The organism is Yoonia sp. D2-7, from assembly GCF_055809435.1.
This window is the reverse complement of sequence record NZ_CM147912.1, coordinates 2,812,197-2,836,882: the sequence shown is the minus strand read 5'-3', so window position 1 is coordinate 2,836,882 and position 24,686 is coordinate 2,812,197. Positions and strand designations below refer to the sequence as shown.

Genomic DNA, 24,686 nt, shown 5'->3' with positions numbered 1-24,686 from the left:
CAACCGAAATCGGTTTCGGTGATTTTTGGGCGACGGACGTAATTGCAGATCGCGTTGCAGGATATGGCCCTAAACGGTGATTTTTCGTTTGAAGAATGCCTGACAGGCTTCATCAATAGGCGATGCAGAATGTACAAACACGACAGATCGCTTCGACAGTTCTGGGATGATTTCAATGTCGATCCCTGCCGTGTTCGACAGGCCCGCCCAGATCGGTAAAATGGCGCGACCTGCGCCGCCCGCGACCAAACTCGCGACGGTTTCTGGCGCATCCATCTCGCAGAGCATGTTCTGTGATTTGAGATTCTGCGCAATCCAGCGCCACGCGATTTCGCCACCCCACGACGTTTTGTCGTATACGATGAGTGGTAGATCCGATGACGCGGCTTTAGTTGGGGTGACCCATGCAAACGATTGCTCCTCCAACACTTCACACCTCACGCTTTTGGGAAGCGCAAAATGTGGTGCAACCAGAATGGCCGCGTCTAATTCTGCACGCGACAGCAGGTCAAACAGATGGGCAGATGATCCCGGTGTAATGGTCAGATCAACATCCGGTGCGACCGCCTGAAGGTGCTTGATCAGCGATGGCACATGGTCGGCCAACGCAGTTGAAATCACACCGAGCCGATACGGACCGGCCAAACCGTCCGCTGCGATATCGCTTGGCAAAAGGGCGGTTTCCGCGATGATCGTTTTGATGCGCGGGATGATCCGCGTACACGCTGGGGTCGCGCGCACGGTTGGCCCTGACCTGCGGACAAGAACCACGTCAAGTTCGTTTTCTAACGCCCTCAAACGTTGACCAACGGCAGCGGCGGTCAGGTTTTGACGGCGCGCCGCTTCCGCCAGTGACCCGCCCTCGACGACGTCTAGTAAGGTCTGCAGGTAACGAATATCCAAACTATCTCTTTCGATTGACCATCGGAATACTCATTATTCGTTTTGTTGCCTGCGCGCTACTCTGTCTCCGAAAATACTACGGAGAACACCATGCAAAGCACCTTTCATCTCGCCTATAACGTCCGCGACCTTGATGCGGCCCGCCAGTTCTACGGCGAAACGCTCGGGTGCGTTGAAGGACGGTCGACGCAAACATGGGTCGATTACAATTTCTTTGGGCATCAGATATCGCTGCATCTAGGCGACCCCTTCAAAACTGTCGCAACGGGTCATGTCGGCGATCATTTGGTCCCGATGCCACATCTTGGCGTCGTCCTTCGGATGGATGATTGGAACGCCTTGGCCGCGCACCTTGAAAGCCAAGGCGTCGCATTCATCATTCCACCAAGTTTACGGTTCGCCGGCGAACCGGGCGAACAAGCAACCATGTTCTTTCGCGACCCATCAGGCAATCCGATCGAAGTGAAAGGCTTCAAGGACCAAACAAAGGTTTTCGCCGCATGACAGACCGAACAATAATCCCCTTCATCAGCAATATCAGCGATGCGTCGCGCAACGCGTGGTCGGTCCAGCTGCAAGCTGCGCTGCCAGAATTCCGCATTGTGCCATTTGACCCGGACGTCGATTTCGCAAACGCAGAGCTCGCCCTTGTCGCAAATCCTAACCCCGACCACCTGTCGCAATTTCCAAACCTGAAATGGGTGCAAAGCCTTTGGGCTGGTGTGGAAAATCTGGTGCTTAGCTTACCGAATGACGTCGCAATCGTGCGGATGACCGATCCGCAGTTGGCGAAAACAATGGCCGAAGCCGTTCTGACAATGACGTTGTACCTACACCGCGATCTGCCAAAATACGTATCCCAACAGGCGTCCAGCATTTGGGAACAACACGACGTCGTCCTGCCCGAGGATCGCAAGGTCGGCGTTCTAGGGCTTGGCGCATTAGGTCGTTCCGCCTGCGCCGCATTATCACAGCACGGTTTTGATGTGCTGGGGTGGAGCAGATCACCCAAATCCATACCAAACGTCCGTTGTTTTTCCGGCGAAGACGGCCTGACCGATTTGTTACAGGTCAGCGATATCGTCGTTGTTTTGCTACCGCTTACCACAACAACGCGCGGATTGCTGGACCACACCCGTTTGTCACGTATGAAAAGCGGTGCATCGGTCATCAACTTCGCCCGTGCGCAGATCATCGAAACGGATGCGCTGCTCAATATGCTTGCGGCGCGGCATCTCAACCACGCCGTGTTGGATGTTTTTGCAGTCGAACCGCTGCCGCAGACGGATCGTTTGTGGCGCACTGATAATCTGACAATTCTGCCTCATGTATCAGCGCCGACAAACATGAAAACCGCATCTGAAGTCGCCGCGAAAAACATCGCAACCTATTTTCGAACGGGTCAGGTGCCGGACTGCGTTGATCGCCAGCGAGGATATTGAACGGTGCGATAACGTTTCGGTGATGCGCCCGCATCGCAAAGGAACGGCAGGAACCAAATCATGATCTCGATGTTGTCCCCCCAACGCTTAGACGCTTGAAGGAGACACCATGTCGACGATCACTACGACCAATCCCGCCACAGGCGAGACGATTGAAACCTACGACTTGATGACCAAAGAAACAGCCGTGCAGAAGCTGGAAGCAGCACACGCGGCCTTTCTTGATTGGCGGACGAAATCACATGCGGAACGCGCCCCTTATTTGTCGCGGATTGCCGAAGTTCTGCGTGCGCATTCGGATGAACTGGCAGAGCTGATGACCCGTGAGACGGGCAAGCTGATCAAAGATGGCAAAACCGAAGTCGAAATCTGTGCCGCAATCTTTGACTACACTGCGAAAAACGGGCCGGACGTTCTGGCCGACGAGGAACGCGTGCATGGCCAAAACGAAGCCCGTGGTGTGGTCACCCACCAACCCATCGGTGTGATTTATTCAATTCAGCCATGGAATTTTCCATTGTATCAGCCGGTCCGCGTTTTGGCGGCGAACCTAATGGCGGGCAACGGCTGTGTGCTGAAGCACGCAAGTATCTGTACTGGATCGGGCCTGCGCCTGCGCGAACTTTGTATTGAAGCCGGACTGCCCGAAGATTTGTTTCAGGTCATTCTGATCGACCACGAAATAAGTGATGATCTGATTGAACATCCGCTTGTCCGTGGTGTGACCATGACGGGTAGCGACGGGGCAGGGCGCCATATTGGTGCAACGGCTGCTAAGGCGCTGAAAAAGACAGTGCTCGAACTGGGGTCAAACGACGCCTACCTCGTGCTGGAAGATGCTGACATTGAGACGGCCGTCAAATATTCCGTCATGGGCCGTTTGTATAACAATGGCGAAACCTGTGTTTCCGCCAAACGTTTCGTGGTGACGGACAAGGTCTATGACGCATTCATGTCCGCCTTCATTGAACAGATGCAGGCGATCACCCTAGGCGATCCAACCGACGACGACACACAGCTTGGGCCGTTGTCCAGCGAAGACCAGTTCAACACGGTGAAAGAACAAGTCGAGAAAAGCGTCGCAAACGGTGCGAAAATCCTTTGCGGCGGCGAAGCACCTGACCGCACAGGGGCCTACTATCCTGCGACTGTTCTCGCAGATGTGGCCCCGGGTATGCCCGCTTACGATGATGAAATTTTCGGTCCAGTCGCCGCAGTCATCCGCGCGAAGGACGACGAAGATGCGATGCGCATCGCCAACGATAGCCGGTACGGTCTTGGCGGCGGGATTTTCAGCAAAGACGAAGAACGTGCGCTAAGACTCGCCCGCGATCATTTCGATACTGGTATGGTCCGCATCAACACCTTTGGTGCCGCAGATCCTAACATGCCCTTCGGTGGTGTGAAGGATTCAGGCTACGGGCGCGAACACGGCGGTTTTGGCATGAAGGAATTCACAAACGCAAAGGCGATCTTTTTCTCATGATTACACTACATGCATTGAAATATTCCCGCGCCACGCGCGTGTTGTGGTTGCTGGCCGATCTTGGCCAGCCCTGCAACCGTGTGGATTATGACCGCACAGATAGCTTTCGCGCTCCAGATTCGTTGAAGCAGGTGCATCCGTTGGGGAAATCCCCAGTGATCGAAGATGACGGTGAAATGGTCGCGGAATCGGCTACGATCCTGCGCTACCTTGCGGCGAAGTATGGTGATGAAACTCACACCCCGCTGCAGGACACCGCGGCCTATTGGCAGCACGAAGCGGTGCTCGACTATGTCGAGGCATCCTTCGCCGAGGTCGCTTTGCAAGCCATTCTGCCCGCTTTTGACGGCAAACCCGTACCGGACAAGGCGCGCGCGGCGCTGCATCAACATCTTGACTATATCACCCAGCTGATTGGTGACGGCCCGCTCTTGTTTGGCAAGCGCGCCATGCTGGCCGACATCCAGATGTCCTACATCATAGCACTTTTGGCGCAGCTTGACCTGTTGGGCGACCATCCCGAAATCGCGGCTTATTGGGACGTTTTACAAGAACAGCCGGGCTACATCGCCGCACTAAAAGCCGCGGGCCCAATGGCCCCGAGCGTTTGAACAAGAAAGGAAACGACATGACCAAGAATATTCTTATCGCCGGTGCGACCGGCAAAACCGGCCGTATCCTGACCCAAGAGATTTTGGACCAAGGGCACAGTGTCACAGCATTGGTGCGCGATGGTTCCGACACGAGCCAATTGCCCAAGGCCACGAAGCTACGGCAAGCAGACCTCACTGATCTGCAAGCAGGCGTTTGCGACGGCGCAGACGTTGTGATCTTTGCCGCAGGATCCGGCGGGTCAACCGGTCCCGAGATGACCGACAAAGTTGACCGCGACGGCGCGATGCGACTGGTTGATCTGGCAAAGGATGCGGGGGCCGAACGTTTTGTCATGCTCAGCTCTGTCGGTGCGGATCAGTCTGATCCATCCGGTGATCTGGCGCATTATTTGAAAGCCAAACATGACGCCGACGAGCATCTAAAAGCATCCGGGATGACCTATGCGATTCTACGACCTGTCGCGCTCACTGATGATGGGCGAAGCAGCGACGTGATCGTTGGCAGTGACGTCGACAAATCCGCCGAAGCGAGCCGTGCGGACGTCGCCCATGTGTTGGCTATGGCAGCCACGACCGGGCAATACGACGGAGCAGCGGTTGATATGCAATCCGCCTGATACATCATCTGGTCAGCGCAGTATTGCGCTGACCTAAAACCTCTTGGATGTTCTCGATTTACGTTTCAGGACTGGCCTCGATAAAGATCGGCGGATCACATCCAGAATGTTTGCGAATGAAATCGTAAAACGCCTGAATTGTCACAGGTGAACGTTCGGGATCCGAACGATCTGCTTCATCGGCCCTACATTGGTTAGTCCCAATGGGACCACTCTCATTAGTAAGGCAAACCGACATAGTTTTCGGCCATTGATCTTTGGGCGGTTTCGCTTGTGCGCAGGAATTCGATTTCAGCTACCTGCATTTTCCGGTCGAATTCGGATTGATCCGGGTATTTGTGCATCAACGACGAGAACCACCAACTAAAGCGTTCCGCCTTCCAAACGCGCGAAAGCGCTTTTTGTGAATAGGCATCAATCCCGTCACTACTGTCGTTTTCATAGTAATCGCGTAGGCCATTATAAAGGTAATGCACGTCTGAAGCGGCCGTATTCAACCCTTTGGCGCCTGTCGGCGGCACAATATGGGCCGCGTCACCGCATAGGAAAAGCCGGCCCCAGCGCATCGGTTCTGTCACGAAAGACCGCAGCGGCGCGATCGATTTTTCGATGCTGGGGCCCGTGATAAGTTTCCGCGCCTGATCCGCAGGGATGCGCCGCTTCAACTCTGCCCAAAACGCGTCATCTGTCCAATCTTCTGGCTTATCGGTCAGTTCGCATTGAATGTAATAGCGACTTAGGTTTTCGTTGCGCATCGAACATAATGCAAAGCCACGCGGTGAATTCGCGTAGATCAGTTCGTGATTAACCGGCGGCGTTTCTGACAGGATGCCAAGCCAGCCGAACGGGTAAACCTTTTCGTATTCGCGGCGAACATCGCGCGGAATTGTCTGGCGGCTGACCCCGTGGAAACCGTCACAGCCTGCGATGAAATCACAGTTTAGTTGGCGTGCGTCACCGTTGACGGAATAGGTGATATGCGGCGTGTCCGTATCTGCCCCATGGATCACAACATCTTGGGCGTTAAATTCGATCTTTCCACCCGCCACTTCACGCGCATCGTACAAATCGCGGGTCACTTCGGTTTGACCGTAAACCACAACCGGCGTGCCTGTGTGTTCCTTGAAATCGACGCGGAACATGTCATCGCCATAAGAAATCAGGGTCCCATCGTGCAATATGCCTTCGGCATGTAAACGATCCGCGCACCCCGCTTCTTCCATCAACGCAACAAGGCCTTGTTCCAAAACACCGGCACGAATTCGGCCCAAGACATAGTCTTTAGTCTTACGTTCAAGAACAACGCTGTCGATGCCGCGCGTGTGCAATAGCTGCGACAGCAACAGACCCGATGGCCCGCCACCGATGATTGCGACTTGCGTTCTCACATGACCCTCCCCGTCCTTTACGATTTTTCCCATACTTGGAGCGATATTTAAAATGAGTTATTGTGTGTTTTTCATGCTTATATTGGAATGAATATGGATCGACGTATCAAATTCAGGCACCTTGATGCATTTAGCGCGATTGCGCGGGCACGTAGTTTCACGGTGGCAGCGGATCAGTTGAACCTGACCCAACCAGCGATCTCCAAAACAATGAAAGAACTCGAAGACATTCTTGACACGAAAGTCCTCGAGCGAAGCCGTTCGGGCGTGTCTTTGACATCGCAAGGCGAAGTTTTCTTGCAGTTTGCCGAACAAAGCACAGCGGCTTTGCGCCATGGTCTTCGCAGCATCCAAGCGTCCGCAGGTACGGCGGGGCGGTTGAGCATAGGGGCGTTACCAAGCGTTGCGTCGTCGCTTCTGCCGCAGGCCGTTTTGACCTTTTCAGCGCACAGCCCGAATACGCAGGTGGAAATCCATGAAGGGGCCCATCTTGATCTGACGACGCGTCTGCGCAGTGGCGCGATGGATATCGTGGTGGGGCGTCTAGGCAAACCCGATACGATGATCGGTCTGATCTTTCAGCAGCTATATTCTGAACAGGTCGTCATCGTTGCCCGACCAGATAGCCCCGCGTTGGCTGTGCGCGATCCTGCGGAACTTGAAGCTTACCGTGTCTTATACCCACCAAAAGATGCAGCCATCCGTCCACTTGTTGCGCGTATGCTTATTTCGAAAGGCGTGCCGCTTTTCCGCAATAGGATTGAAACCGCATCGCCCGTTTTTGGGCGTGCTGTGACCCTAGCGGACCCTAACACCGTTTGGATCATCAGTCAGGGTGTGGTCGCCGACGACATCGCAAAAGGCCGCTTAAAGATGATTACAGTGGATACTGGAGCGACCGAAGGCGCAGTCGGCATTATGAGCAGGGCGGAAGAAATCCCGTCGGTGGCTACGCGCACTTTCACGACAGTGTTGCAAGACATATGCGCAATTGATGACCCGCACGGGGCGCGAATGGATAAAGAACAAGGGTAAGAACGGGCTCAGATTGGACCGATTTCACCACTAAACGCATTACCCCTAGTCAGAATGAAGTCTTGGATCGTTGGAAATGCCGCGTGTGCTGAAAATGATCGAAAAGAATGCGACGGAACTGTCTGCCTTGCACGTTCAATGTTCAAAGACATCCAGACAGGAGCAATCCCATGCGCACGACAATACCAACCGTCATCTTTCTAGGCCTTTCTGCGAACAGCGCGCACGCAGAGACTTTTTCGGCCGACGTCTGGGCAGATAATTGGTTCGAAATGCGCATAGACGGCGAACAGGTGGCCGAAGATAGCGTGTCGATTACGACCGAACGCTCTTTCAATGCGGAAAGCTTTACGTTTGCAGCCGAACGTCCGTTTGTGATTGGTCTGGTGGCCAAAGATTTCAAAGAAAATGACACCGGATTGGAATACATCGGGACAGGTCGACAACAAATGGGCGACGGCGGCGTCATCGTGCAGATTTCAGATGAGTCCGGCGACATCGTGGCCGTCAGTGACGGTGACTGGCAATGCCACGTCATCCATACAGCCCCGCTCGATAAATCTTGCGAAAGCGTATCCGATCCCGTGGCTGGTGCTGGTGCATGCGCGTTTGAAATTGAAGACGAACCGGCAGGGTGGGACACCGCAGCGTTCGACGCTACAGATTGGCCCGCGGCCGATGTCTATACTGAACAGCAGGTGGACCCAAAAGACGGCTATGACCGGATCAACTGGGCTGACGATGCGGAATTGATCTGGGGCCCTGATCTTGAACAAAGCAACACAGTTCTGTGCCGTTTAACGGTCGAATGACCCTCTTGCAAAGGACACCAAACATGACACGTCCCGCTTATATCGCTTCGGTCCTGTGCCTTTTCGCAGCCCCCGCCGCGGCACACGAAGATCACTGTGCTGCGGTTGCAGATTCAGTCGCGGACGCAGGGTTTAGCGACAGTGTCACAGTGAACTGTACGGATAGCCACGCGACCCTGACATCCGATACCTATCCCGATCATGATATGATGACCGGGATCGTTGCGACAAACGAACAGGTGCCGGTTCCCGCAGATTACAGCGCGCCGATCCTGTTGGCACCGGTTCTCAGTGGCACCCCGTTGACCCGTGATGCCGCACTAGGTGTCGCGGTGAATGGCGTGCCGATCTACGATTACACAGGTGGCGGCGAAATGACCGAAGCCGATTTGGCCCATCATCAAGCGCAGCACGATACCTTACAGACGGGTCAACTTGATGTCTGCGGTGGCCATGCGGGTCGCGGGGATGACTACCATTACCATGTGGCCCCAACCTGCATGATCGCGCATATGGAAAATGCGGGACCTGACGCCATTATCGGCTGGGCGTTTGATGGCTACCCTATCTACGGCGATAGCAACCCTGATGGGTCCGCAATCATCGCGGGGTCGTTGGACGTCTGTAATGGCCAAATGGATGATACGTTTGGGTATCGCTATCACACCTCACCTGATGCGCCCTATATAGTGCAATGCTTGATGGGCGTTGTGGCCGACTTTGATCAGTTGCCGCGCGTGCGTCCGCTAACGGCGACTGCCGGTGGTGGGGCTGAGCCGGGTCGTCCCCCAAGAGACGGGGTGGAAGACCTTGTTTTCACGCAAAACGATGATGGTAGCCGGAGCATGGACTACACATATCAAGGACAGGACTATTACATACGGTACGCCCCTTCGGATCAGGCGAATTGCTATGACTACACTACTGAGACGGTGACAAATGCAGGTCAGGTCATGCAGGGCAAATTCTGTCGATAGCTTTGCTTAAAGGAAGGCGCGCCTTGCTGCTTACCCTTCCCAAAGCGCCGTGTTGGGATAGAACTGGGACCATGCAAACCAGAATGCTTGGTGGCTTCCGAGGTCCTGACCGTCAGGCCCAACGGCACGAAGCCCGCCTGCAAAGAGTTCCAGTTTCACGTCGTTAAACGTCACCGATTGTCCCGCACTGAGGGCCGCGACCGCGAGCGATCGAGGAAAGGCAACTGGCATCCCATTCGCGGTGATCGCCCCAATGACGTCTTCATGGACGCCCAACCGTGGATCAACATCACCAACCGGAAAAATCGGGCCGTTTGCATCGCGTGTTTCGCGCAAGTTAAAATCGCGGCCCAATGCCAATTCTTCCTTCAATACGGTTGTGTCAGGAAATGTGGTCCGCCATGTGCCCCAATCGGCTGTAATGACGGTTGCTTGGTCCAATTGCAGCCCAGTTTCTGCTAGCGGTCCGGCGATAGCCTTGCCAGTAAACGTATCAAAAACGGATTGGGTTTCGATATCGTACATTACCTTGTTCGACCGGATCAGTAGGCCGGATGTGCGCAAGATCGGCCGCTGCACACCTGCGGGCAGTTGATCGGTGAAATAAGCCTGTGCTGCGCCACACAGGGTGCAATATGGGATGCCAAGATCGCGGCCGCCTAACGTATCGTTCACCATTTCGCGCACCTCCATGATGCGACGGGGGTAGGCGCGGGCTTCGCCATTGATGGCGATCCCGAATACGATGTCGTCGTCTTGCAGCCATGTGGCGTCTTCGGCGGTGTCGACCTCAGGGTTGTCGACAGCGGGGATGCAGTGGCAGATTTCATCCGTCGTGTCATAGGGGCGCGCATCAATATTCACGCCGCCCCAGTCGACCAGATGCCAATCAATGTCGCCTTCGACAAATAAGGTCTCCCATCCCGGTACGTAGTTCGTGAAAACACGGGCCTTATGGCTTAGGTAATCCGGATATGCAGGCATATCCCACGCCATCATTTTGTTGATGATTTCGGTGCGCTGGCGACCGCTTTCGAAAGATGTATCAAGTATGTCTGCGGCCGTACGGGTCAGCGCCGCGCGAAACTCTGGACGCCACGCGAAACGCTGCATGTCCGTCAAAAGCCAAACAAGGCGCGGATCGCGAGTTTGCGCAATGATATCTAAGGCGTCTGTATCTGTCGGAGACCAGTCTGACTGGTTCACCGCAATGGCGAGAACGTCATCCACAGCGGCGATGCTATCTGCGGCAAGCGGCCCTTCAGGGATCGCCGGAGGTTCGCCAAATGCGGCGATAACGTAATCAGGCAGCGGCGTGGTCGTCTGCGCCCAAACAGGGACGGAGGACAGACAAACGGCGATTACAGTTGCGATGGCTTGGCGAAACATGACGGTTCCTATGCGCTGGGACTTCTCGGGATAAACTACCTCGAAAAGCGCAATGCGAGCTTCACGTTTCCATCAGGTTTTCGTTAGATCGGTTTCGTGGGGCAAAACCTCTGGAAAAGGGGCGGCGATCATTGCCGCCACCCTCAATCCTGCCACGCCATTCAAGCGACGATTTCGATGCTGGATGGTTGCGCTACGGTTATCAAAACATTGCCGCGTTTGCGTCCAGTATCGACATGGGCATGCGCGGCTTGCATATCGTCGAATGCAAAGACACGATCAATCACAGGCCGATAGTTCCCCTGTGCCGCAAGTTGAACAACCGCCGCAAGAATATCCGGTGCTTCGCTTGCCACACCGCCAATCATTGTCTTGCCCGCCAGTTTCGCTTTGATCCCGCCAAAAATCATGTCGGACGTTTTGCCCGCGATCAGGACCATTTTGCCCCCGACTTTGATACCGTGTTGGGCCTGCGCCCATGACAGCGTGCCGACTGTGTCGACAACGACGTCATAGGTATCGGTCGGTGATATGACTGATTGCTCGCGGTAGTTAATGACCTTGTCCGCCCCTATTTCTTTGACCAATGCGACGTTTCTTCCGCTGCAGACCGCAGTGACATGTGCGCCGATGTGCTTCGCAATTTGTACGCAGGCCGACCCCACCGCACCCGATGCTCCGTTAATCAAAACGGTTTGCCCTTTTTGCAACTTTGTCTTGTTCACAAGGAAATCGTAGGCGGTCGTTGCCCCGAACGGGATTGCGGCGGCGTCTTCAAATGACAGGTTGTCGGGTTTGCGGACGACTTTGCCGTTGGCCGGCATAGTAATGAATTCGGCATGGGCACCAAAGGAAGCGCCGGGAAACCCGATAACTGCATCGCCAATTTCAAAATTGGTGACATCTGCACCCTTCGCGACAACAACGCCCGAAAACTCGGTTCCGAGGATTGGCTTACGTGGCCCTGTGATGCCGAACACCAAACGGCCAACCAGTCCAAGCCCCTTTGGCATCGTCAGGCTGCGCGCCCGCCAATCCCCCGCGCTTACGGTGGTCGCGACGATTTGCACGAGGATATCGTTGGACTTTGGCGTGGGCGTCGGCAATTCGATCAGCTCTAGAACGTCGGGTGATCCGTATTGTCTATATGAAGAAGCAAACATTTTGGTTGTCCTTTAAATAAATGAAAGTGCGGTTGTGGATGGCTTGCGTGCGCCGCGGATCAGCAACCAAAGACCGAAGCTAATTTCAGACACTTTAACGATGATCAGGAGCAAGATGATGAGCGCGTTTATGATCGGTAGGTCGATAAACATCAGCTCGGCGACACCTTGGATCAGGTAACCAAAGGCGCCAATGAACAGGCCTCGTCCCAAGATGGTCGGCACGATTGAGGATCGTAGTGTCAGCCAGCCAAGCGCGAGCAAATGTACGCCAAAGAAAAGCTGCCAGACGAAAACACCAAGGTCGTGGGCTCGGAAGCTGAGTTGAACCATTTCTGGCGATACGTGCGGGCCCGATGCCGATTGCATTAATGCGTAGGGCAGCACCCAGATCAGCAGGTTCAGGCCCATGACGACGATCATGCCTGCGCGGGATATCAGTGCGACGGTCGACATCACCGGACTGATGGATCGGAACAACTGGTACAAAACAGCCGTGATGGCCAATTCAAACAAGATGACAGCGCAATCGGCAAATACGCCAAGCAAGAATAGCCCTTCGTTAGCTGCCAGGTTTGCAAGAGAGGTCGCGCCGTCAGGGCCAACGATTTGCATGGGCACATACCCAATACTGAAACCACCACATACGGCGATAGCGAGGTAAAGCGCACCAGCATAACGTGCGGCGGGAGCGTCCCATTGATGATGAATGGTTCGGGTCATAATCATTCCTTTCCGCGCCAATTCGATGTTTGGCGATAACTGCGTTTCTGTTGGGAAAGGTGTACGGCAGACGGGAATTCATGCGAATTGACCAAATTTCTTAGTTTGATATGCATATGTGCATGGATTGGCGCGCGGTTAGATTTGATTGGAATAAGGCACGGGCGTTTTTAGTGACGGCCGAAGAAGGATCTTTGTCTGCCGCCGCACGCGCGCTGGGCATGGCGCAGCCGACACTGGGACGGCAAGTGGACGGATTGGAACAGGAACTGGGCGTGGTTCTGTTTGAAAGGGTCGGGCGGGGCCTGACGCTGACGCCAAGCGGGTTGGAACTGCTCGAACATGTGCGCGACATGGGGGCGGCTGCTGGACGTGTTTCGCTTGCCGCTCTTGGCCAATCGCAAGCGCTGGAGGGGACGATTAGCATCTCTGCCAGCGAAACTTACGCTGCTGTCCTCTTGCCGCCGATCATCGCGAAACTGCGCAAAGAAGAACCCGGCATTCACGTCGAAATTGTCGTCACCAATCAGGCCAGTGATCTGTTGCGGCGCGAAGCGGATATCGCGTTGCGGAACTTCCGCCCGACCGAACCCGATCTCGTCGCGAAAAAGATCGGTATGGCCGATGCAATTCTGTACGCAACGCCAGCCTATATTGAACAATTGGGGTCGCCCAAGACGCCTTATGATCTGCGGCATGCTGACTTTGTGAATCTAGACAGGGCCGGGATGATGCTAAAAGGGCTCAACACGCTAGGACTTGGGCTGACAGAGGCGAATTTTCCACTTTTGACGGAAAGCTATTTGGTGATGTGGGAACTTGTGAAGCAGGGCACTGCAATCGGAATCCTCGATTCTCAGATTGGCGACGCAGAACCCGCCGTCGTGCGTGTCCTACCTGATCTCGAACCGCTGACCTTCCCGATATGGCTTGTCGCACATCGCGAATTGACGACGAGCAGACGCATCCGGCGGGTTTACGATTTCCTTGTCGCAGAACTGAAACGTTAGACTGTCGGAACGGGGATTTGTTCTTGTCGCAGTAATGCCGTGGAACTCTTTCCGCTTCACCCAGTTCCTTGAACATCGACGCGCCAACAATCGTGCGCATCAATTTATCAAGGAACCCAAGCCATGAACCGCATTATTTATATTATCGGCCTTATCGTCGTCATCCTGTTTGTCCTTTCGTTCCTCGGCTTGCGCTAAAGGGCACGCCCATGGTTTCGCACCTCGTTTACGTGTCTGACAAAGATCCGGGTATTGCGCGGCGCAGGTGCGGTCGTGGGTTTTCCTACGTCGGTCCCGACGGCACGACGATTGCGCGGGGTCCAGAACGTAAACGGATCGAGGCATTAGGCATCCCGCCCGCCTACGAAGATGTATGGATCTGCACGCAGATTAACGGACATCTTCAGGCGACGGGGCGCGATGCGCGCAGCCGCAAACAATATCGCTACCATCCCGATTGGTCAGCCGCACAATCCCAAACCAAATTCGATCACCTCGCCGATTTTGGTGAAGCATTGCCGAAGATCAGGCGTCGGATTGCCCGCGATGTCGAAGCCGATCCCGGTGACGTCGAATTTGCGCTCGCCGCCGCGGTCATGTTGATTGATCGCGCATCGCTCCGCGTCGGGAACCCTGACTATACCGCGCAAAATGGTAGCTACGGCGCTCTCACGCTGCGTCGCAGACATGTGTCGTTTGACGGGGAACAGATCGGGCTGAACTTTACGGCCAAGGGCGGCAAGAAAGTGCGCAAGACCGTCACGGACAAGAAGCTGCAACGACTTCTACATGACATGAACGATGTGCCGGGCGGCGCGTTGTTAAGCTGGGTCGACGCAGACGGAACACCGCAAACGTTGTCGTCGCATCAGTTGAACGACTATCTGGCCGACGCGGCAGGCGACGATGCGGTTACAGCGAAAACCTTTCGGACTTGGGCAGGCACGGTTGCCGGATTTGCCTGCGCAGAAAAAGGCAGCGCGACTATCAAAGACATCGCACAGGCCGCCGCCACGCGGTTGCACAACACGCCAACAGTCGCGCGAAACAGCTACATACATCCGGCAGTAATCGACTTAGCCGGTCAGGACAGTATCGACGTCACATCGGCTAACCGTCACGGTCTTTATGCGACGGAAAATCGTCTGCTTGGTTTGCTGACCCGTTGATCAAGGCGCTGCCGTTTAGTCGCGCGCCAGAACAACATCGAAATTCACCGACAGATATGGAGCGTCCACATTGCCTGACAGCGCCATCCCTTCAGGGAATGATGCCGCAGGTTGCTCAACATAGGTCATGACCAAATCATCACGTACGCCAAACACCGTGTCTTGATCAAGGTACGGATCGTCATCGGGGAAGACTTCGGTCACCAGCGTCCGGTAACCGGGTGCTTTCACGATGAAGTGCAGGTGTGACGGCCGCCAAGGGTGACGCCCGCATGCGCGCAGAATGCCACCGACCGGACCATCTGACGGCACCGTGTATTCAACGGGCTTAACGGTCGTGAACGCATAACGGCCATCGCCGCCGACTGTCATTAATCCGTGAAACGAAAATGTGTCTTGGTCTTCGTCTTGGCTGGCATAAAGCCCGTTTGGGGCAGTCTGCCAAATGTCGATTTCAGCACCTGGAATTGGTGTGCCGTCCGTGTCGCGAATGACGCCTTCGGCCAGCAAAACAGAGCCGCCAAAGCTGCGTTTCATATCACCACCAACCTCTAACGGCGGCGCGCCAGAAACGTGGAATGGCCCCAAAACGGACGATGATGTCGCTTCATCACTGGAATGCAGCATGTCGATCAGCGACGACATTCCCAACACGTCAGAGGCCAGCACAAATTCGTGGCGGTCTTCGGTTTCGATCGCGGCGCAGCCTTCCAGAAACGCGATGCCTTGCCGCCATTCGTCGTGGGTCAGCTTCGTTTCGCGGGCAAAGTCGTGCATGTGCTGGACCAGGGCCGACATGATTTCGCGGGTGCGCGGTGCCATGTCGTCGGCCATGTAGCTTTTGAAAACGTCGGTGATATTGTCTTTGGTCACGTTACGCATGGCGATAGGTCCTTAAAGTAGTGCAAGGCTGAGAATTGGGAACTCGATCAGAATGAACAAAATTATCAGCATCACAAAGGCGAAGGGCAGGGCGCCCATGAACACGTCCTTGAGCGTGATGTTGTCATCGTTCAGCGTTGATTTGATCACAAAGCAGGATATGCCCAGCGGCGGCGTGAGCAGCCCGATTTCGGCCCCAACCACTGTGATGATGCCGAACCAGATCAACGACATGTCCATCGCTTCGACCAGCGGCAGGAACAGTGGCACGACGATCAGGATGATGGATGCAGTGTCCAAAATTGTGCCAAGGAAAATCATCAGCAAGACGTAAAGCAGCATTACGGTCCAGAACGACGCGGCATTGCCCGCCAGTAGATCTTGCAGTTGGTTCGGCAGACCGGCGAGGCCCAACATCCGGCTATAGATCGAAGCGGCAGTGATCAAAAACAGGATGGCGGCTGTGATGTGACCTGTTTCCAGCAACGCCTCCCAGAAGCCTTTCAATGTCATCGACCGACGCACCAATGCAATGATCAGCGCGACAAGCGAACCCGTTGCGCCGGCTTCGACGGCAGTCATCCAACCTGTGTAAATGCCACCCAGCACGATTGTGATCAGACCGACAGTGGGCAGGGTCTTGGATGCGATTTCGCGTGCGGACATCCATTCGCTGTCAGCAACCGTGCGACCGCCGACAAATTCGGGGGTGAAACGCCCCATGAACCAAATCGCTGCAACATATGCGACCGCCAGCATGATGCCGGGAATGACGCCTGCCAGAAACATGTCGCCCACGGATTGCTCTGCGACAAAGCTATAGATGATCAACATCGCGGATGGTGGGATGATCATCCCAAGCACCGATGATCCCGCGACAACACCAACCGCAAAACGCGGGTTGTAATCTTGGGCGATCATCTCGGGCACAGATACTTTGGTAAAGACCGAAGCCGATGCAATCGACGATCCCGTGACAGCAGCAAAAACAGCGTTTGCGCCAACTGTGGCCATGCCGATGCCACCTTTAACGCGGCGAAACCGCATGGTCATCACTTCATAGATGTCCCTGCCTAATCCGGCTTTCGACACGATTAATCCCATGAAGGTAAATAACGGAATGGTCGCGAAACTGTAGACCATCGCACTGTCGCCGACGGCAATTTTCAGCAGGTTCAGCGACAAAGTGAAATTGTCGCGCATCAACCAAATCGAGATCAACGACACCATGCCCAAGGCAACTGGAATGTAGACGCCCGAATAGATCAGAAAAACGATGGCAGCGACCGAAATGAGGCCGATTTCGATTGGTGTCATGGTTTGGTGCCGCCTGTCTTGGCATTGTCGTCATGTTCTGGGGCGCGGATCAATTGTGGGCGATCCTGCGCGGTGATGACTTTGATGGTAAAGATGAGGCAGGCCAACGCGCTGCCGCTTGCGATGACAAGTTTGATCGGCCACCACGGCACGGTAAAGACGCCGGGGATGCCAAAGAAATCCTGCGTGCCCCACATTTTGATGAACTCGGGGAACATGATGTAGGCAATCAGGAACATAAAGATTGCAGAGACGGCATTGATGATCCGCCGGATATTCGATGTCAGGCGTGGCTTGCTTTGATGCAGCAGGTTGAGAAACCCGTCAGAGCGGGTCAATCGGTCCACGCGGACAACGTCTGCAAGCTGCAAGAAAACGATAAAGACGACTGAAAGCTGGACAATTTCGTATGTCCCTTTCAGCGGGGAATTGAACAGCCCTCGCGCGACCACGTCGACGTTCAGGATGATGACAAGGGCGAGAACCATCAAGGTTCCAGCGATATTTGCGGCCATGGCTAAGGCATTGGCGACCCGAGAAAGACCGCCGATTGCTGACTTGAGCATGTTGTGCTCCCTTCTCGGGTCGACAAGTGATTATTGGGCGGACCAGTCACGAACGCCGGTGAAACCAGCCGCTTCAAGCTTGGCAAGATATGCTTCAAGCATCTCTGTCCCCGGTTCACCGTTATCGTTCAGTGTCGCTGCCCATTCTTGCGCAATGTTAGGAATGGCGGCGGCCCAAGCGGCACGATCTTCTTCGGGCACATCAACGATAGTCCCACCGGCTGCGACATAAGTCTCTTCGGCGGCTGCAGCGCGATCCATTGCGATGCCTGCAAGGTGATCGCGGTAGTCAATTGCCACGGCTTGCAGGACCTCTTTCACTTCATCCGGCAGATTGTTCCAGTAGTCTTGGTTCACCGTCACGGTCTTAGAGTTCACAGCCCCCAGATCGGCGCGCAGCATGTAAGGCGCTACTTCGGAAATCTTGAAGGTCGCGGCAGCTTCTGGCCACAGCATGCCTGCATCGGCCAAACCGGTCTGCATCATGTTGTAAAAATCAGTCAGGCCGCCACGGACGCCGGCTGCGTCATTAATACCTTCGAGATACCGCAAGTTCATACCGGCGCCGGCAACCTTGAAACCTTCAAGATCAGAAACTCCTGCGACTTCTTGGGTCGAAAAGACCTGATAGCTGTTCAGCACAACACCCGTCGCCAGATACACTTGGTTCTGGGCTGCGAATTCGTTTTGCATCGCCGGAAATTCACGGGCAATTTCATCAACGGCTTGTGCCACGGCGCGGGCATCAGATGACACAAACGGTGTGACGGCGGACAGGCCTTGGCTTGGCAACTTAGAAGAATGGAAGATCGTGGTGACGATCCCGATGTCGCCCAAACCCAACTGGATGCCTTCAAGAACGCCCTTAGGCTTTACGATTGAGCCGCCGTAGTTTTCCTGCCAGTCCATGACGTAATTGCCGTTCTCGGCAAGACGGCGGTCAACTTCCGGAATGAAGAAATTCGTGAATTCTTTTACCCACAGGGCGCGATCCGGATAACCGTCGATCACAACTGCTGAAATCGTCTCTTGTGCGGCGACGGGCAGGGCCGTCATCGTCGCAAGCGCAGCACCCATCACGGTGCGTCTTGTCCAAGTCATCATTTGTCATTCCTCCCAGAATACGGGCATTCGCCCAATTGATTTTAGTTTGCTTTCACCCAATTCACGGTCAAATCCGTGCCCGCTGCTTCGAACAGCTTGGCAATGGCACAGTACTTTGCAGTCTCCACCCCAACCAAATCCAACTCCTCTTGGCTGGCCGGGGTGGTGCAATTCACCGTGAGTGTGATTTCGGGAAACGGCACGCCGATCTCTTCCTCCATGAGAACGCCGCGCCGGTCGAATTTGCAGTTGGCGTCGATGTCGATCTCTCCCAGATCAACGCCGAGCCGCTTTGCATTTTTATGTCCAATGACGTTGGTACAAGCGATTAAGGCTGTCATTGCAGCTTCCGTCGGGGTCGGGCCAAGGTTTGTGCCACCCCGTTCCGCAGGTTCATCAATAACGACATTCAAATCGCGCACCGGAATTTCGGTGCGGGCATGCGTCGGACAGGCCGCTTTGGCGCGGTACGTCACGACGGTTTTCATTTTAACAGCCATCTTCGTACCCTCAGATTACGCTACAGACTTTGTCGAATGAAAAGCGTGGTAGTTTTTGAAACAGCGCCGTTTCGTCAGCATAGCCAATGTTGCATAGAAAGTTTGATTTCAAACGCGTGCCTTTGAAGAATTCTTCATCAACAATTGCGTTTGAAAAACCGGACATCGCACCAACGTCCAAACCAACAGCACGTGCCGCGATCATGAAATAAGCGCCCTGTAACGTCGCATTGCGGTTTGCGGTGTCTTCGCAATAGGCATCGTTCCCATCAAACAAATGGCGGCGGTCTTCATGCGGGAAAAGGAACGGCAGTTCGTGCCAAAAATCCATATCCTGCGCGATAATCGCAGTGACTGGCGCGCCCATCATCTTTGCGACATTCTGCGGCTTAAGCGATTTGGCCAGCCGTTCTTTACCTTCTTTGGACTTCACGAATATGAAACGTGCAGGCAGCGTGTTCATCGACGTGGCGCCATTGATGGTGATGTCGAAAATTTCCTCGAGCATGCCATCCGGTATCGGGCGATCTGTCCACGCATAATGCGATCTTGCTTCGCGCAGGATCAGATCAATGGCATCGTCGGACAGACGCCCGATGCGAGCACGCAGTGTACGGTGGTCTTCCTGCGCTTTGGCGCGCAAAGCGTCCAGTTCTGAACCGGTTGGCGCGTTCATTCTGCCGCTACCCCTTGGCTATCTTTTTCATCAACGATTGGGTTCGAACAAATGCCGATCCCTTCGATTTCGATATCAATAGTTTCCCCGGGGACCAGCCAGCGCGGGTTCGGTTTCTTGGCGTGGCCAACACCCGGTGGTGTGCCCATTGCGATCAAATCTCCGGGTTCAAGCGTTGTGTATTCTGAAATGGTTGCAATGGTTTGCGCGACCGACCAGATCATGTTGCCGGTATTGGATGATTGCAAAATCTCGGACCCGACGCGGCTTTCGATCTTCAGGCCCGCAGCCCCAGCGGGGACTTCATCTGGCGTTACAACAAATGGGCCGATTGCGCCTGTGTTGTCGAAGTTTTTGCCGGGGGTCCACTGGTGGGTTTTGCGTTGATAGTCGCGCACCGACCCGTCGTTAAAGACGGTATAGCCAAACACATGATCCAGCGCGTCGGCCTCTGAAATATGACGACCACCTTTGCCGATGATCATCATCAGCTCTGCTTCGTAGTCCAGCTTTTCGGAACACGTCGGGCGAACCAAAGGTGCGCCAGCTGCCATGATCGAATTCTTCCCGCGCATGAACAGGGCAGGGTAGTCGGGGATGTCGTAGCCACCCTCTTTGATGTGATCAGTGTAGTTCAAACCAAGACAAATGATCGTTCCGGGCTTGGCGACTGGCAAGGCAGGCGTGATGTCACTGACTGGAACACGAGTAGCACCGTCAATCTTGGCCGCGACCGATTCCGCCAGCGCGGGATCCGCAATCAGGGCCATCAAGTCAGAGCCGACAGCAGCGTCCAAAGCCGTCAAATTAACGGCCTCGTCACCCTTAACAGCAAACACCGCTGCGCCGTTCGCCGTCTCGCCCACCAAATATTTCATAAGTACAATCCTTGTCAGTTTGGATGATTTCTGCCTACAATTGCGGTGTAAGTCAATAAATATCGATATTTTTACTAAGGAGTGCAAAATGGTTGCATGGGCAGACTATAAGGCGGAAGCAAAGTCGCGCGGCGCTTTGGCCTTGGAATTATACGTCGCTATGTCGACACCGGCTAAAGAACCACAGGACGTCAAAGCCGCCTTGCCAGATCACCTCGCCTATCAGGCGAAACTGGAACAAGCGGGCGCATTGGCTTTCGCAGGACCGATGTCCGATGAAACCGGCGACCACATGCAAGGGGTCGGGTTGGTCGTTTACCGGGCCGAAAGCCTTGAAGCGGCACGTGCTTTGGCAGAGGGCGACCCGATGCACCAAAGTGGCGCGCGGGCATTTACTTTGCGACGCTGGATGATCAACGAGGGATCATTGAATTTGTCGGTTGGTCTATCTACGAACGCCGTAACGCTGACTTAAGGGGATTTCCGCATGAACATGATGGACGACACTAGCGGCAGAGAAACATCTGCCACCCGCGCGGCCTATCTGTCTTTGCGGGATATGATCCTGACCGGCGAATTGCCGGCGGGTAAAAAGCTGAAGATCGAACAATTGCGCAAATTGCTGGACACCGGCGCATCGCCAGTGCGCGAGGCGCTAAGCCTGCTGACGTCTGACATGTTGGTCGAACGCATCGATCAGCGCGGTTTTCGTGCGGCCCCTGCGAGCCTTGCCAACTTTGATGAAATTCTCAGGCTGCGGTGTGTTCTGGAAGATATGGCATTGCGCCAGTCTATCGGGCAGGGCACCCCAGAATGGGAAGAACAGCTTGTTTTGTCGCATCACCGCATGAAGCGCATGACAAATACCGATGTCTTCGAAGATGCGCATAAGACATTTCACATGACGCTGCTGAGCAGTGCGAAATCGCCCATGTTGGAACGCTATTGCAGTCAGCTTTATGATCTGAACATTCGGTATCGTTATCTAGCGGCGTCTGGTGACAACTATCAAAGCCGCGATATCGCAGCCGAGCATGACACCATCTTTGAAGCAGCCGTGCAGCGCGATGCAGATGCGGCATCTGATGCATTGCTCAGCCACTATCGACTAACAGGCGAATACCTCATGTCTCAGCTGACCGATCTGTAAATATACCGATTTAAAGTATATGATTGCAATAATATCGATATTCTGACAGCATCACTCTGAAAGACGGAGAGACACGTGCAGCGCAATCGATTCCTTGGCGACCTATTGTCCACATTATTTGATCGTAACAGCACGTTGCGCAGCACGGATGACACGCGCGATATCTACGCCTTATGTCGCGCGCTTTTGTCGGCAGAAGGAAATGTTTCCGGACAGACATTGGCGGGAACGGTACTGCAACGCTACCAATCACTGACTGATGCGGAAAAAGTTTCATTCTTCACGTTTCTGAACGATGAGCTTGATGTCGATACGGGCGCACTTTCCAGCTTGGTCCAGTCCTACGCGGATAACCCCACGCCCAAGAATTTCGAAGCCATGTCGTTTGCCGCTGAACCCAAACGACAGGAATTACTGCGCCGGTTGAACCAACCGGTTGGTGCGACGCAGATCATCGTCGGGATGCGGGTCGATCTGCTGCGCATCTTGAAATCGCGCCCCGAACTGCAACGCACCAACCACGACTTTATCCATTTGTTCAGCAGCTGGTTTAATCGCGGGTTCTTGGTATTGAAGGCCATCGATTGGGATACACCTGCTCGATTGCTCGACAAAATTGTGGCTTACGAAGCGGTGCATCAGATCAACGATTGGGATGATTTGCGGCGCAGGCTCTACCCTGCGGACCGCCGTTGCTTTGCATTCTTTCATCCTGCGATGCCGGATGAGCCGTTGATTTTTGTGGAGGTCGCGCTGACGGAAACGGTGCCGGGGTCCGTGACGAAGCTACTGTCCGAAGTGCGCACCCCGCTCGCCGCTGAAGATGCGAAAGTTGCGGTGTTTTATTCGATTTCTAATTGCCAACGCGGGTTAACGGGGATTAGCTTTGGCAACCTTCTGATCAAACAGGTCGTCGCGGAATTGTCCCACGCATTTCCGCAATTGGAAGACTTCGTCACCCTGTCCCCCATACCCGGCCTGAAACGCTGGCTATCGACCCAAACGTCGGATCCCGATCATGGGCATATTGCGACAGCCATTCTGGACCAAAGCGCTAAACCGCAAGACATTCGCGCAATGGCGGCCCGATATCTTTTGCACGCGAAACGTGATGACGGGATGCCCGTTGATCCCGTGACGCGGTTTCATTTGGGTAATGGCGCAGAGGTCTTTGATGTGCATGCGGATGCGGACATGTCTGCCAATGGTCTTGCTCAATCCAGCGGCGCTATGGTCAATTACAAATACGATTTGTCGCTCACCCAGCGGCACCACGAAGATTTTGCCCTAAACGCAATTGTGACAGCTGCGAAGCCTGCGGTGGCACTGTCAAATTCAACGCTTTCAGCGAAGCCCAAGGAAGTCGCAACGTGACCAATACACTCTATGACGCGCTGATTGCGCCGCACGCTAAAAGTGATGCAACTTTCCTGACGCTCGATGATGGTCGCACACTCAGTTTTGCCGATTTCACCTGTCGGGTCGCGCAATTGGCGCATGTTTTGCAAGATGCTGGCGTATCGGCTGGCGATCGGGTTTTGGTGCAGGCGCCGAAACTTCTGGATACCGTCGCGCTTTATGGTGCGTCTGTTCAGACAGGTGCGGTCTATTTGCCGTTGAATACTGCCTACACGCAGACCGAACTGGCGTATTTCATCGAAGACGCTGGACCCAAAGTGGTGGTCTGTGACGCAAGCAGCCAAGCAGAGGTAGCGTCGATTTGCGCGGATGGCACGACAATCCTGACGCTTGATGCAAAAGGGCAAGGGACATTGTCCGCGCAGGCGGATGCGAAATCAAAGACCTTTGAAACTGTGCCACGGGGGCCGGAAGATTTGGCTGCATTGCTCTACACGTCTGGCACCACTGGGCGGTCGAAAGGCGCAATGCTGTCGCATGAAAACCTGCTGTCGAACGCGCAAAGCCTGACCGATCTGTGGCAGATCAGCGCCGACGACCGTTTGATCCATGCCCTACCTATTTTCCATACGCATGGACTTTTCGTGGCGATGAACACGTCGTTGCTGGCGGGGGCGCAGGTCCGGTTTATGACAGCTTTCGACATTGATACGATTATCGCTGAATTGCCCCAGTCGACGATGTTGATGGGTGTGCCGACGTTCTACACACGGCTACTTGGCGATGCGCGGCTGACGCGTGATCTGGTCGCCAACATGCGTCTTTTTGTTTCTGGGTCCGCGCCATTGCTTGCTGAAACGCACACGGCTTTTGAAGACCGCACAGGACACCGTATTCTCGAACGCTACGGGATGACCGAAACCAACATGATCACGTCAAACCCGTTTGACGGGGACCGGATCGCAGGGACCGTCGGCTACGCATTGCCGGGCACAGAGGTCGAAATCACCGACAACGGCACGTCGGTTGCCGCAGGCGAAATCGGCATGATCGAAGTACGCGGCGACAACGTGTTTCAAGGCTACTGGAAAATGCCGGAAAAGACGGCAGAAGAACTGCGCGACACCGGTTTTTTCATCACTGGCGATCTGGGTGTGAAGTCAGAGGATGGGCGCATTTCGATTGTCGGGCGCGAAAAAGATCTGATCATTTCGGGGGGCTACAACATTTACCCGAAAGAGATCGAAGATGTCATCAACGACATTGACGGCGTGCTTGAAAGCGCTGTGTTCGGTGTGCCGCATCCTGATTTTGGCGAAAGCGTTTTGGCGTCAGTGGTGCTCGAAAATACGGACATGACCCCCGATGCGATTGCAGCGCAGGTCGAACCGAAATTAGCCCGTTTTAAACACCCGCGTCGCTACATGATCACCGACGCGTTGCCGCGCAACACGATGGGCAAGGTGCAAAAGAATGTGTTGCGTGCCGAAAATACGGACTGAATGAAGCGTCACGTAGACACGCGC

Annotated in this window: 26 protein-coding genes; 14 read left to right on the top strand and 12 right to left on the bottom strand. The window is 54.6% G+C overall.

Features of this window, described 5'->3' with window-relative positions:
- Positions 1–69: 69 nt before the first annotated feature.
- The gene (locus AC0L7R_RS14005) at positions 70–903 is read right to left on the bottom strand and encodes a LysR substrate-binding domain-containing protein (protein ID WP_473657481.1); all 834 of its coding nucleotides are present in this window, start codon (positions 901–903) and stop codon (positions 70–72) included.
- 90 nt (positions 904–993) lie between these two features.
- Between AC0L7R_RS14005 and AC0L7R_RS14000 the strand changes: the two genes are divergently transcribed.
- The 5 genes from AC0L7R_RS14000 to AC0L7R_RS13980 all read left to right on the top strand — a co-directional run bounded on the left by AC0L7R_RS14000 (position 994) and on the right by AC0L7R_RS13980 (position 5,062).
- Entirely contained in the window at positions 994–1,407 is a 414-nt protein-coding gene (locus AC0L7R_RS14000) for a VOC family protein (protein ID WP_473657480.1), read from the top strand.
- Positions 1,404–2,345: an NAD(P)-dependent oxidoreductase gene (locus tag AC0L7R_RS13995; protein WP_473657479.1), complete on the top strand. Its 942-nt coding sequence runs from the start codon at positions 1,404–1,406 to the stop codon at positions 2,343–2,345. Before AC0L7R_RS14000 ends, AC0L7R_RS13995 begins: the two co-directional genes overlap by 4 nt.
- A 109-nt stretch (positions 2,346–2,454) precedes the next feature.
- Positions 2,455–3,831 (top strand): aldehyde dehydrogenase family protein, encoded by a 1,377-nt coding sequence (locus tag AC0L7R_RS13990; RefSeq protein WP_473657478.1) that lies wholly within the window; start codon positions 2,455–2,457, stop codon positions 3,829–3,831.
- A complete protein-coding gene (locus tag AC0L7R_RS13985; protein WP_473657477.1) occupies positions 3,828–4,442 on the top strand; it encodes a glutathione S-transferase N-terminal domain-containing protein in 615 nt (204 codons plus the stop codon). Before AC0L7R_RS13990 ends, AC0L7R_RS13985 begins: the two co-directional genes overlap by 4 nt.
- Positions 4,443–4,459: 17 nt before the next feature.
- On the top strand, positions 4,460–5,062 hold the full coding sequence (locus tag AC0L7R_RS13980) for an NAD(P)H-binding protein (protein WP_473657476.1): 603 nt from the start codon (positions 4,460–4,462) through the stop codon (positions 5,060–5,062).
- Between the two features lie 218 nt (positions 5,063–5,280).
- On the opposite strand, the gene pobA is transcribed toward AC0L7R_RS13980, so the two are convergent.
- Positions 5,281–6,450, bottom strand: a complete 1,170-nt coding sequence (gene pobA, locus AC0L7R_RS13975; RefSeq protein WP_473657475.1) for a 4-hydroxybenzoate 3-monooxygenase — start codon at positions 6,448–6,450, stop codon at positions 5,281–5,283.
- Between the two features lie 93 nt (positions 6,451–6,543).
- Here pobA and pcaQ point away from each other — a divergent pair, with 93 nt between their 5' ends.
- From pcaQ to AC0L7R_RS13960, 3 genes are all read left to right on the top strand, one after another.
- Entirely contained in the window at positions 6,544–7,485 is a 942-nt protein-coding gene (gene pcaQ, locus AC0L7R_RS13970) for a pca operon transcription factor PcaQ (protein ID WP_473657474.1), read from the top strand.
- Positions 7,486–7,655: 170 nt separating this feature from the next.
- On the top strand, positions 7,656–8,297 hold the full coding sequence (locus AC0L7R_RS13965) for a PEBP family protein (RefSeq protein ID WP_473657473.1): 642 nt from the start codon (positions 7,656–7,658) through the stop codon (positions 8,295–8,297).
- Between the two features lie 23 nt (positions 8,298–8,320).
- Complete coding sequence (locus AC0L7R_RS13960; RefSeq protein WP_473657472.1) at positions 8,321–9,274, top strand: YHYH protein; 954 nt, start codon at positions 8,321–8,323, stop codon at positions 9,272–9,274.
- A 30-nt stretch (positions 9,275–9,304) separates the two neighbouring features.
- Here the strand turns inward: AC0L7R_RS13960 and AC0L7R_RS13955 are convergent, their stop codons facing one another.
- From AC0L7R_RS13955 to AC0L7R_RS13945, 3 genes are all read right to left on the bottom strand, one after another.
- Positions 9,305–10,663: a DUF3179 domain-containing (seleno)protein gene (locus AC0L7R_RS13955; RefSeq protein WP_473657471.1), complete on the bottom strand. Its 1,359-nt coding sequence runs from the start codon at positions 10,661–10,663 to the stop codon at positions 9,305–9,307.
- A 161-nt stretch (positions 10,664–10,824) separates the two neighbouring features.
- Positions 10,825–11,826, bottom strand: a complete 1,002-nt coding sequence (locus AC0L7R_RS13950) for a zinc-binding dehydrogenase (protein ID WP_473657470.1) — start codon at positions 11,824–11,826, stop codon at positions 10,825–10,827.
- Positions 11,827–11,838: 12 nt separating this feature from the next.
- Positions 11,839–12,549, bottom strand: a complete 711-nt coding sequence (locus AC0L7R_RS13945; protein ID WP_473657469.1) for a DUF4386 family protein — start codon at positions 12,547–12,549, stop codon at positions 11,839–11,841.
- A 110-nt stretch (positions 12,550–12,659) separates the two neighbouring features.
- Here AC0L7R_RS13945 and AC0L7R_RS13940 point away from each other — a divergent pair, with 110 nt between their 5' ends.
- Positions 12,660–13,559: a LysR substrate-binding domain-containing protein gene (locus AC0L7R_RS13940; RefSeq protein WP_473657468.1), complete on the top strand. Its 900-nt coding sequence runs from the start codon at positions 12,660–12,662 to the stop codon at positions 13,557–13,559.
- Between the two features lie 209 nt (positions 13,560–13,768).
- Positions 13,769–14,728, top strand: a complete 960-nt coding sequence (locus AC0L7R_RS13935) for a DNA topoisomerase IB (protein ID WP_473657466.1) — start codon at positions 13,769–13,771, stop codon at positions 14,726–14,728.
- 15 nt (positions 14,729–14,743) lie between these two features.
- Here AC0L7R_RS13935 and AC0L7R_RS13930 read toward each other — a convergent pair whose 3' ends face one another.
- The 7 genes from AC0L7R_RS13930 to AC0L7R_RS13900 are packed head-to-tail and all read right to left on the bottom strand — an operon-like array spanning position 14,744 to position 20,651.
- The gene (locus AC0L7R_RS13930) at positions 14,744–15,610 is read right to left on the bottom strand and encodes a dioxygenase family protein (protein ID WP_473657465.1); all 867 of its coding nucleotides are present in this window, start codon (positions 15,608–15,610) and stop codon (positions 14,744–14,746) included.
- 12 nt (positions 15,611–15,622) lie between these two features.
- Positions 15,623–16,927 carry a TRAP transporter large permease subunit gene (locus AC0L7R_RS13925; RefSeq protein ID WP_473657464.1) on the bottom strand — a complete coding sequence of 435 codons (1,305 nt, stop codon included), beginning with the start codon at positions 16,925–16,927 and terminating at the stop codon, positions 15,623–15,625.
- Entirely contained in the window at positions 16,924–17,493 is a 570-nt protein-coding gene (locus AC0L7R_RS13920; RefSeq protein WP_348109272.1) for a TRAP transporter small permease subunit, read from the bottom strand. The genes AC0L7R_RS13925 and AC0L7R_RS13920 overlap by 4 nt, the downstream gene beginning before the upstream one ends.
- 30 nt (positions 17,494–17,523) lie before the next feature.
- A complete protein-coding gene (locus tag AC0L7R_RS13915; RefSeq protein WP_473657463.1) occupies positions 17,524–18,597 on the bottom strand; it encodes a TRAP transporter substrate-binding protein DctP in 1,074 nt (357 codons plus the stop codon).
- A 41-nt stretch (positions 18,598–18,638) separates the two neighbouring features.
- Positions 18,639–19,097 (bottom strand): OsmC family protein, encoded by a 459-nt coding sequence (locus AC0L7R_RS13910; protein WP_473657462.1) that lies wholly within the window; start codon positions 19,095–19,097, stop codon positions 18,639–18,641.
- A 10-nt stretch (positions 19,098–19,107) separates the two neighbouring features.
- Positions 19,108–19,773, bottom strand: coding sequence for a malonic semialdehyde reductase (locus tag AC0L7R_RS13905; protein WP_473657461.1), 666 nt, complete (start codon positions 19,771–19,773; stop codon positions 19,108–19,110).
- Positions 19,770–20,651 carry a fumarylacetoacetate hydrolase family protein gene (locus tag AC0L7R_RS13900; protein WP_473657460.1) on the bottom strand — a complete coding sequence of 294 codons (882 nt, stop codon included), beginning with the start codon at positions 20,649–20,651 and terminating at the stop codon, positions 19,770–19,772. Before AC0L7R_RS13900 ends, AC0L7R_RS13905 begins: the two co-directional genes overlap by 4 nt.
- A gap of 88 nt (positions 20,652–20,739) precedes the next feature.
- Between AC0L7R_RS13900 and AC0L7R_RS13895 the strand changes: the two genes are divergently transcribed.
- The 4 genes from AC0L7R_RS13895 to AC0L7R_RS13880 all read left to right on the top strand — a co-directional run bounded on the left by AC0L7R_RS13895 (position 20,740) and on the right by AC0L7R_RS13880 (position 24,662).
- Complete coding sequence (locus AC0L7R_RS13895; RefSeq protein ID WP_473657458.1) at positions 20,740–21,126, top strand: YciI family protein; 387 nt, start codon at positions 20,740–20,742, stop codon at positions 21,124–21,126.
- A gap of 12 nt (positions 21,127–21,138) precedes the next feature.
- Positions 21,139–21,801 (top strand): GntR family transcriptional regulator, encoded by a 663-nt coding sequence (locus AC0L7R_RS13890; protein ID WP_348109277.1) that lies wholly within the window; start codon positions 21,139–21,141, stop codon positions 21,799–21,801.
- A 75-nt stretch (positions 21,802–21,876) separates the two neighbouring features.
- Positions 21,877–23,175, top strand: a complete 1,299-nt coding sequence (locus AC0L7R_RS13885; protein WP_473657457.1) for a malonyl-CoA decarboxylase domain-containing protein — start codon at positions 21,877–21,879, stop codon at positions 23,173–23,175.
- Positions 23,172–24,662, top strand: coding sequence for an AMP-binding protein (locus AC0L7R_RS13880; protein WP_473657455.1), 1,491 nt, complete (start codon positions 23,172–23,174; stop codon positions 24,660–24,662). The genes AC0L7R_RS13885 and AC0L7R_RS13880 overlap by 4 nt, the downstream gene beginning before the upstream one ends.
- Positions 24,663–24,686: the final 24 nt, after the last annotated feature.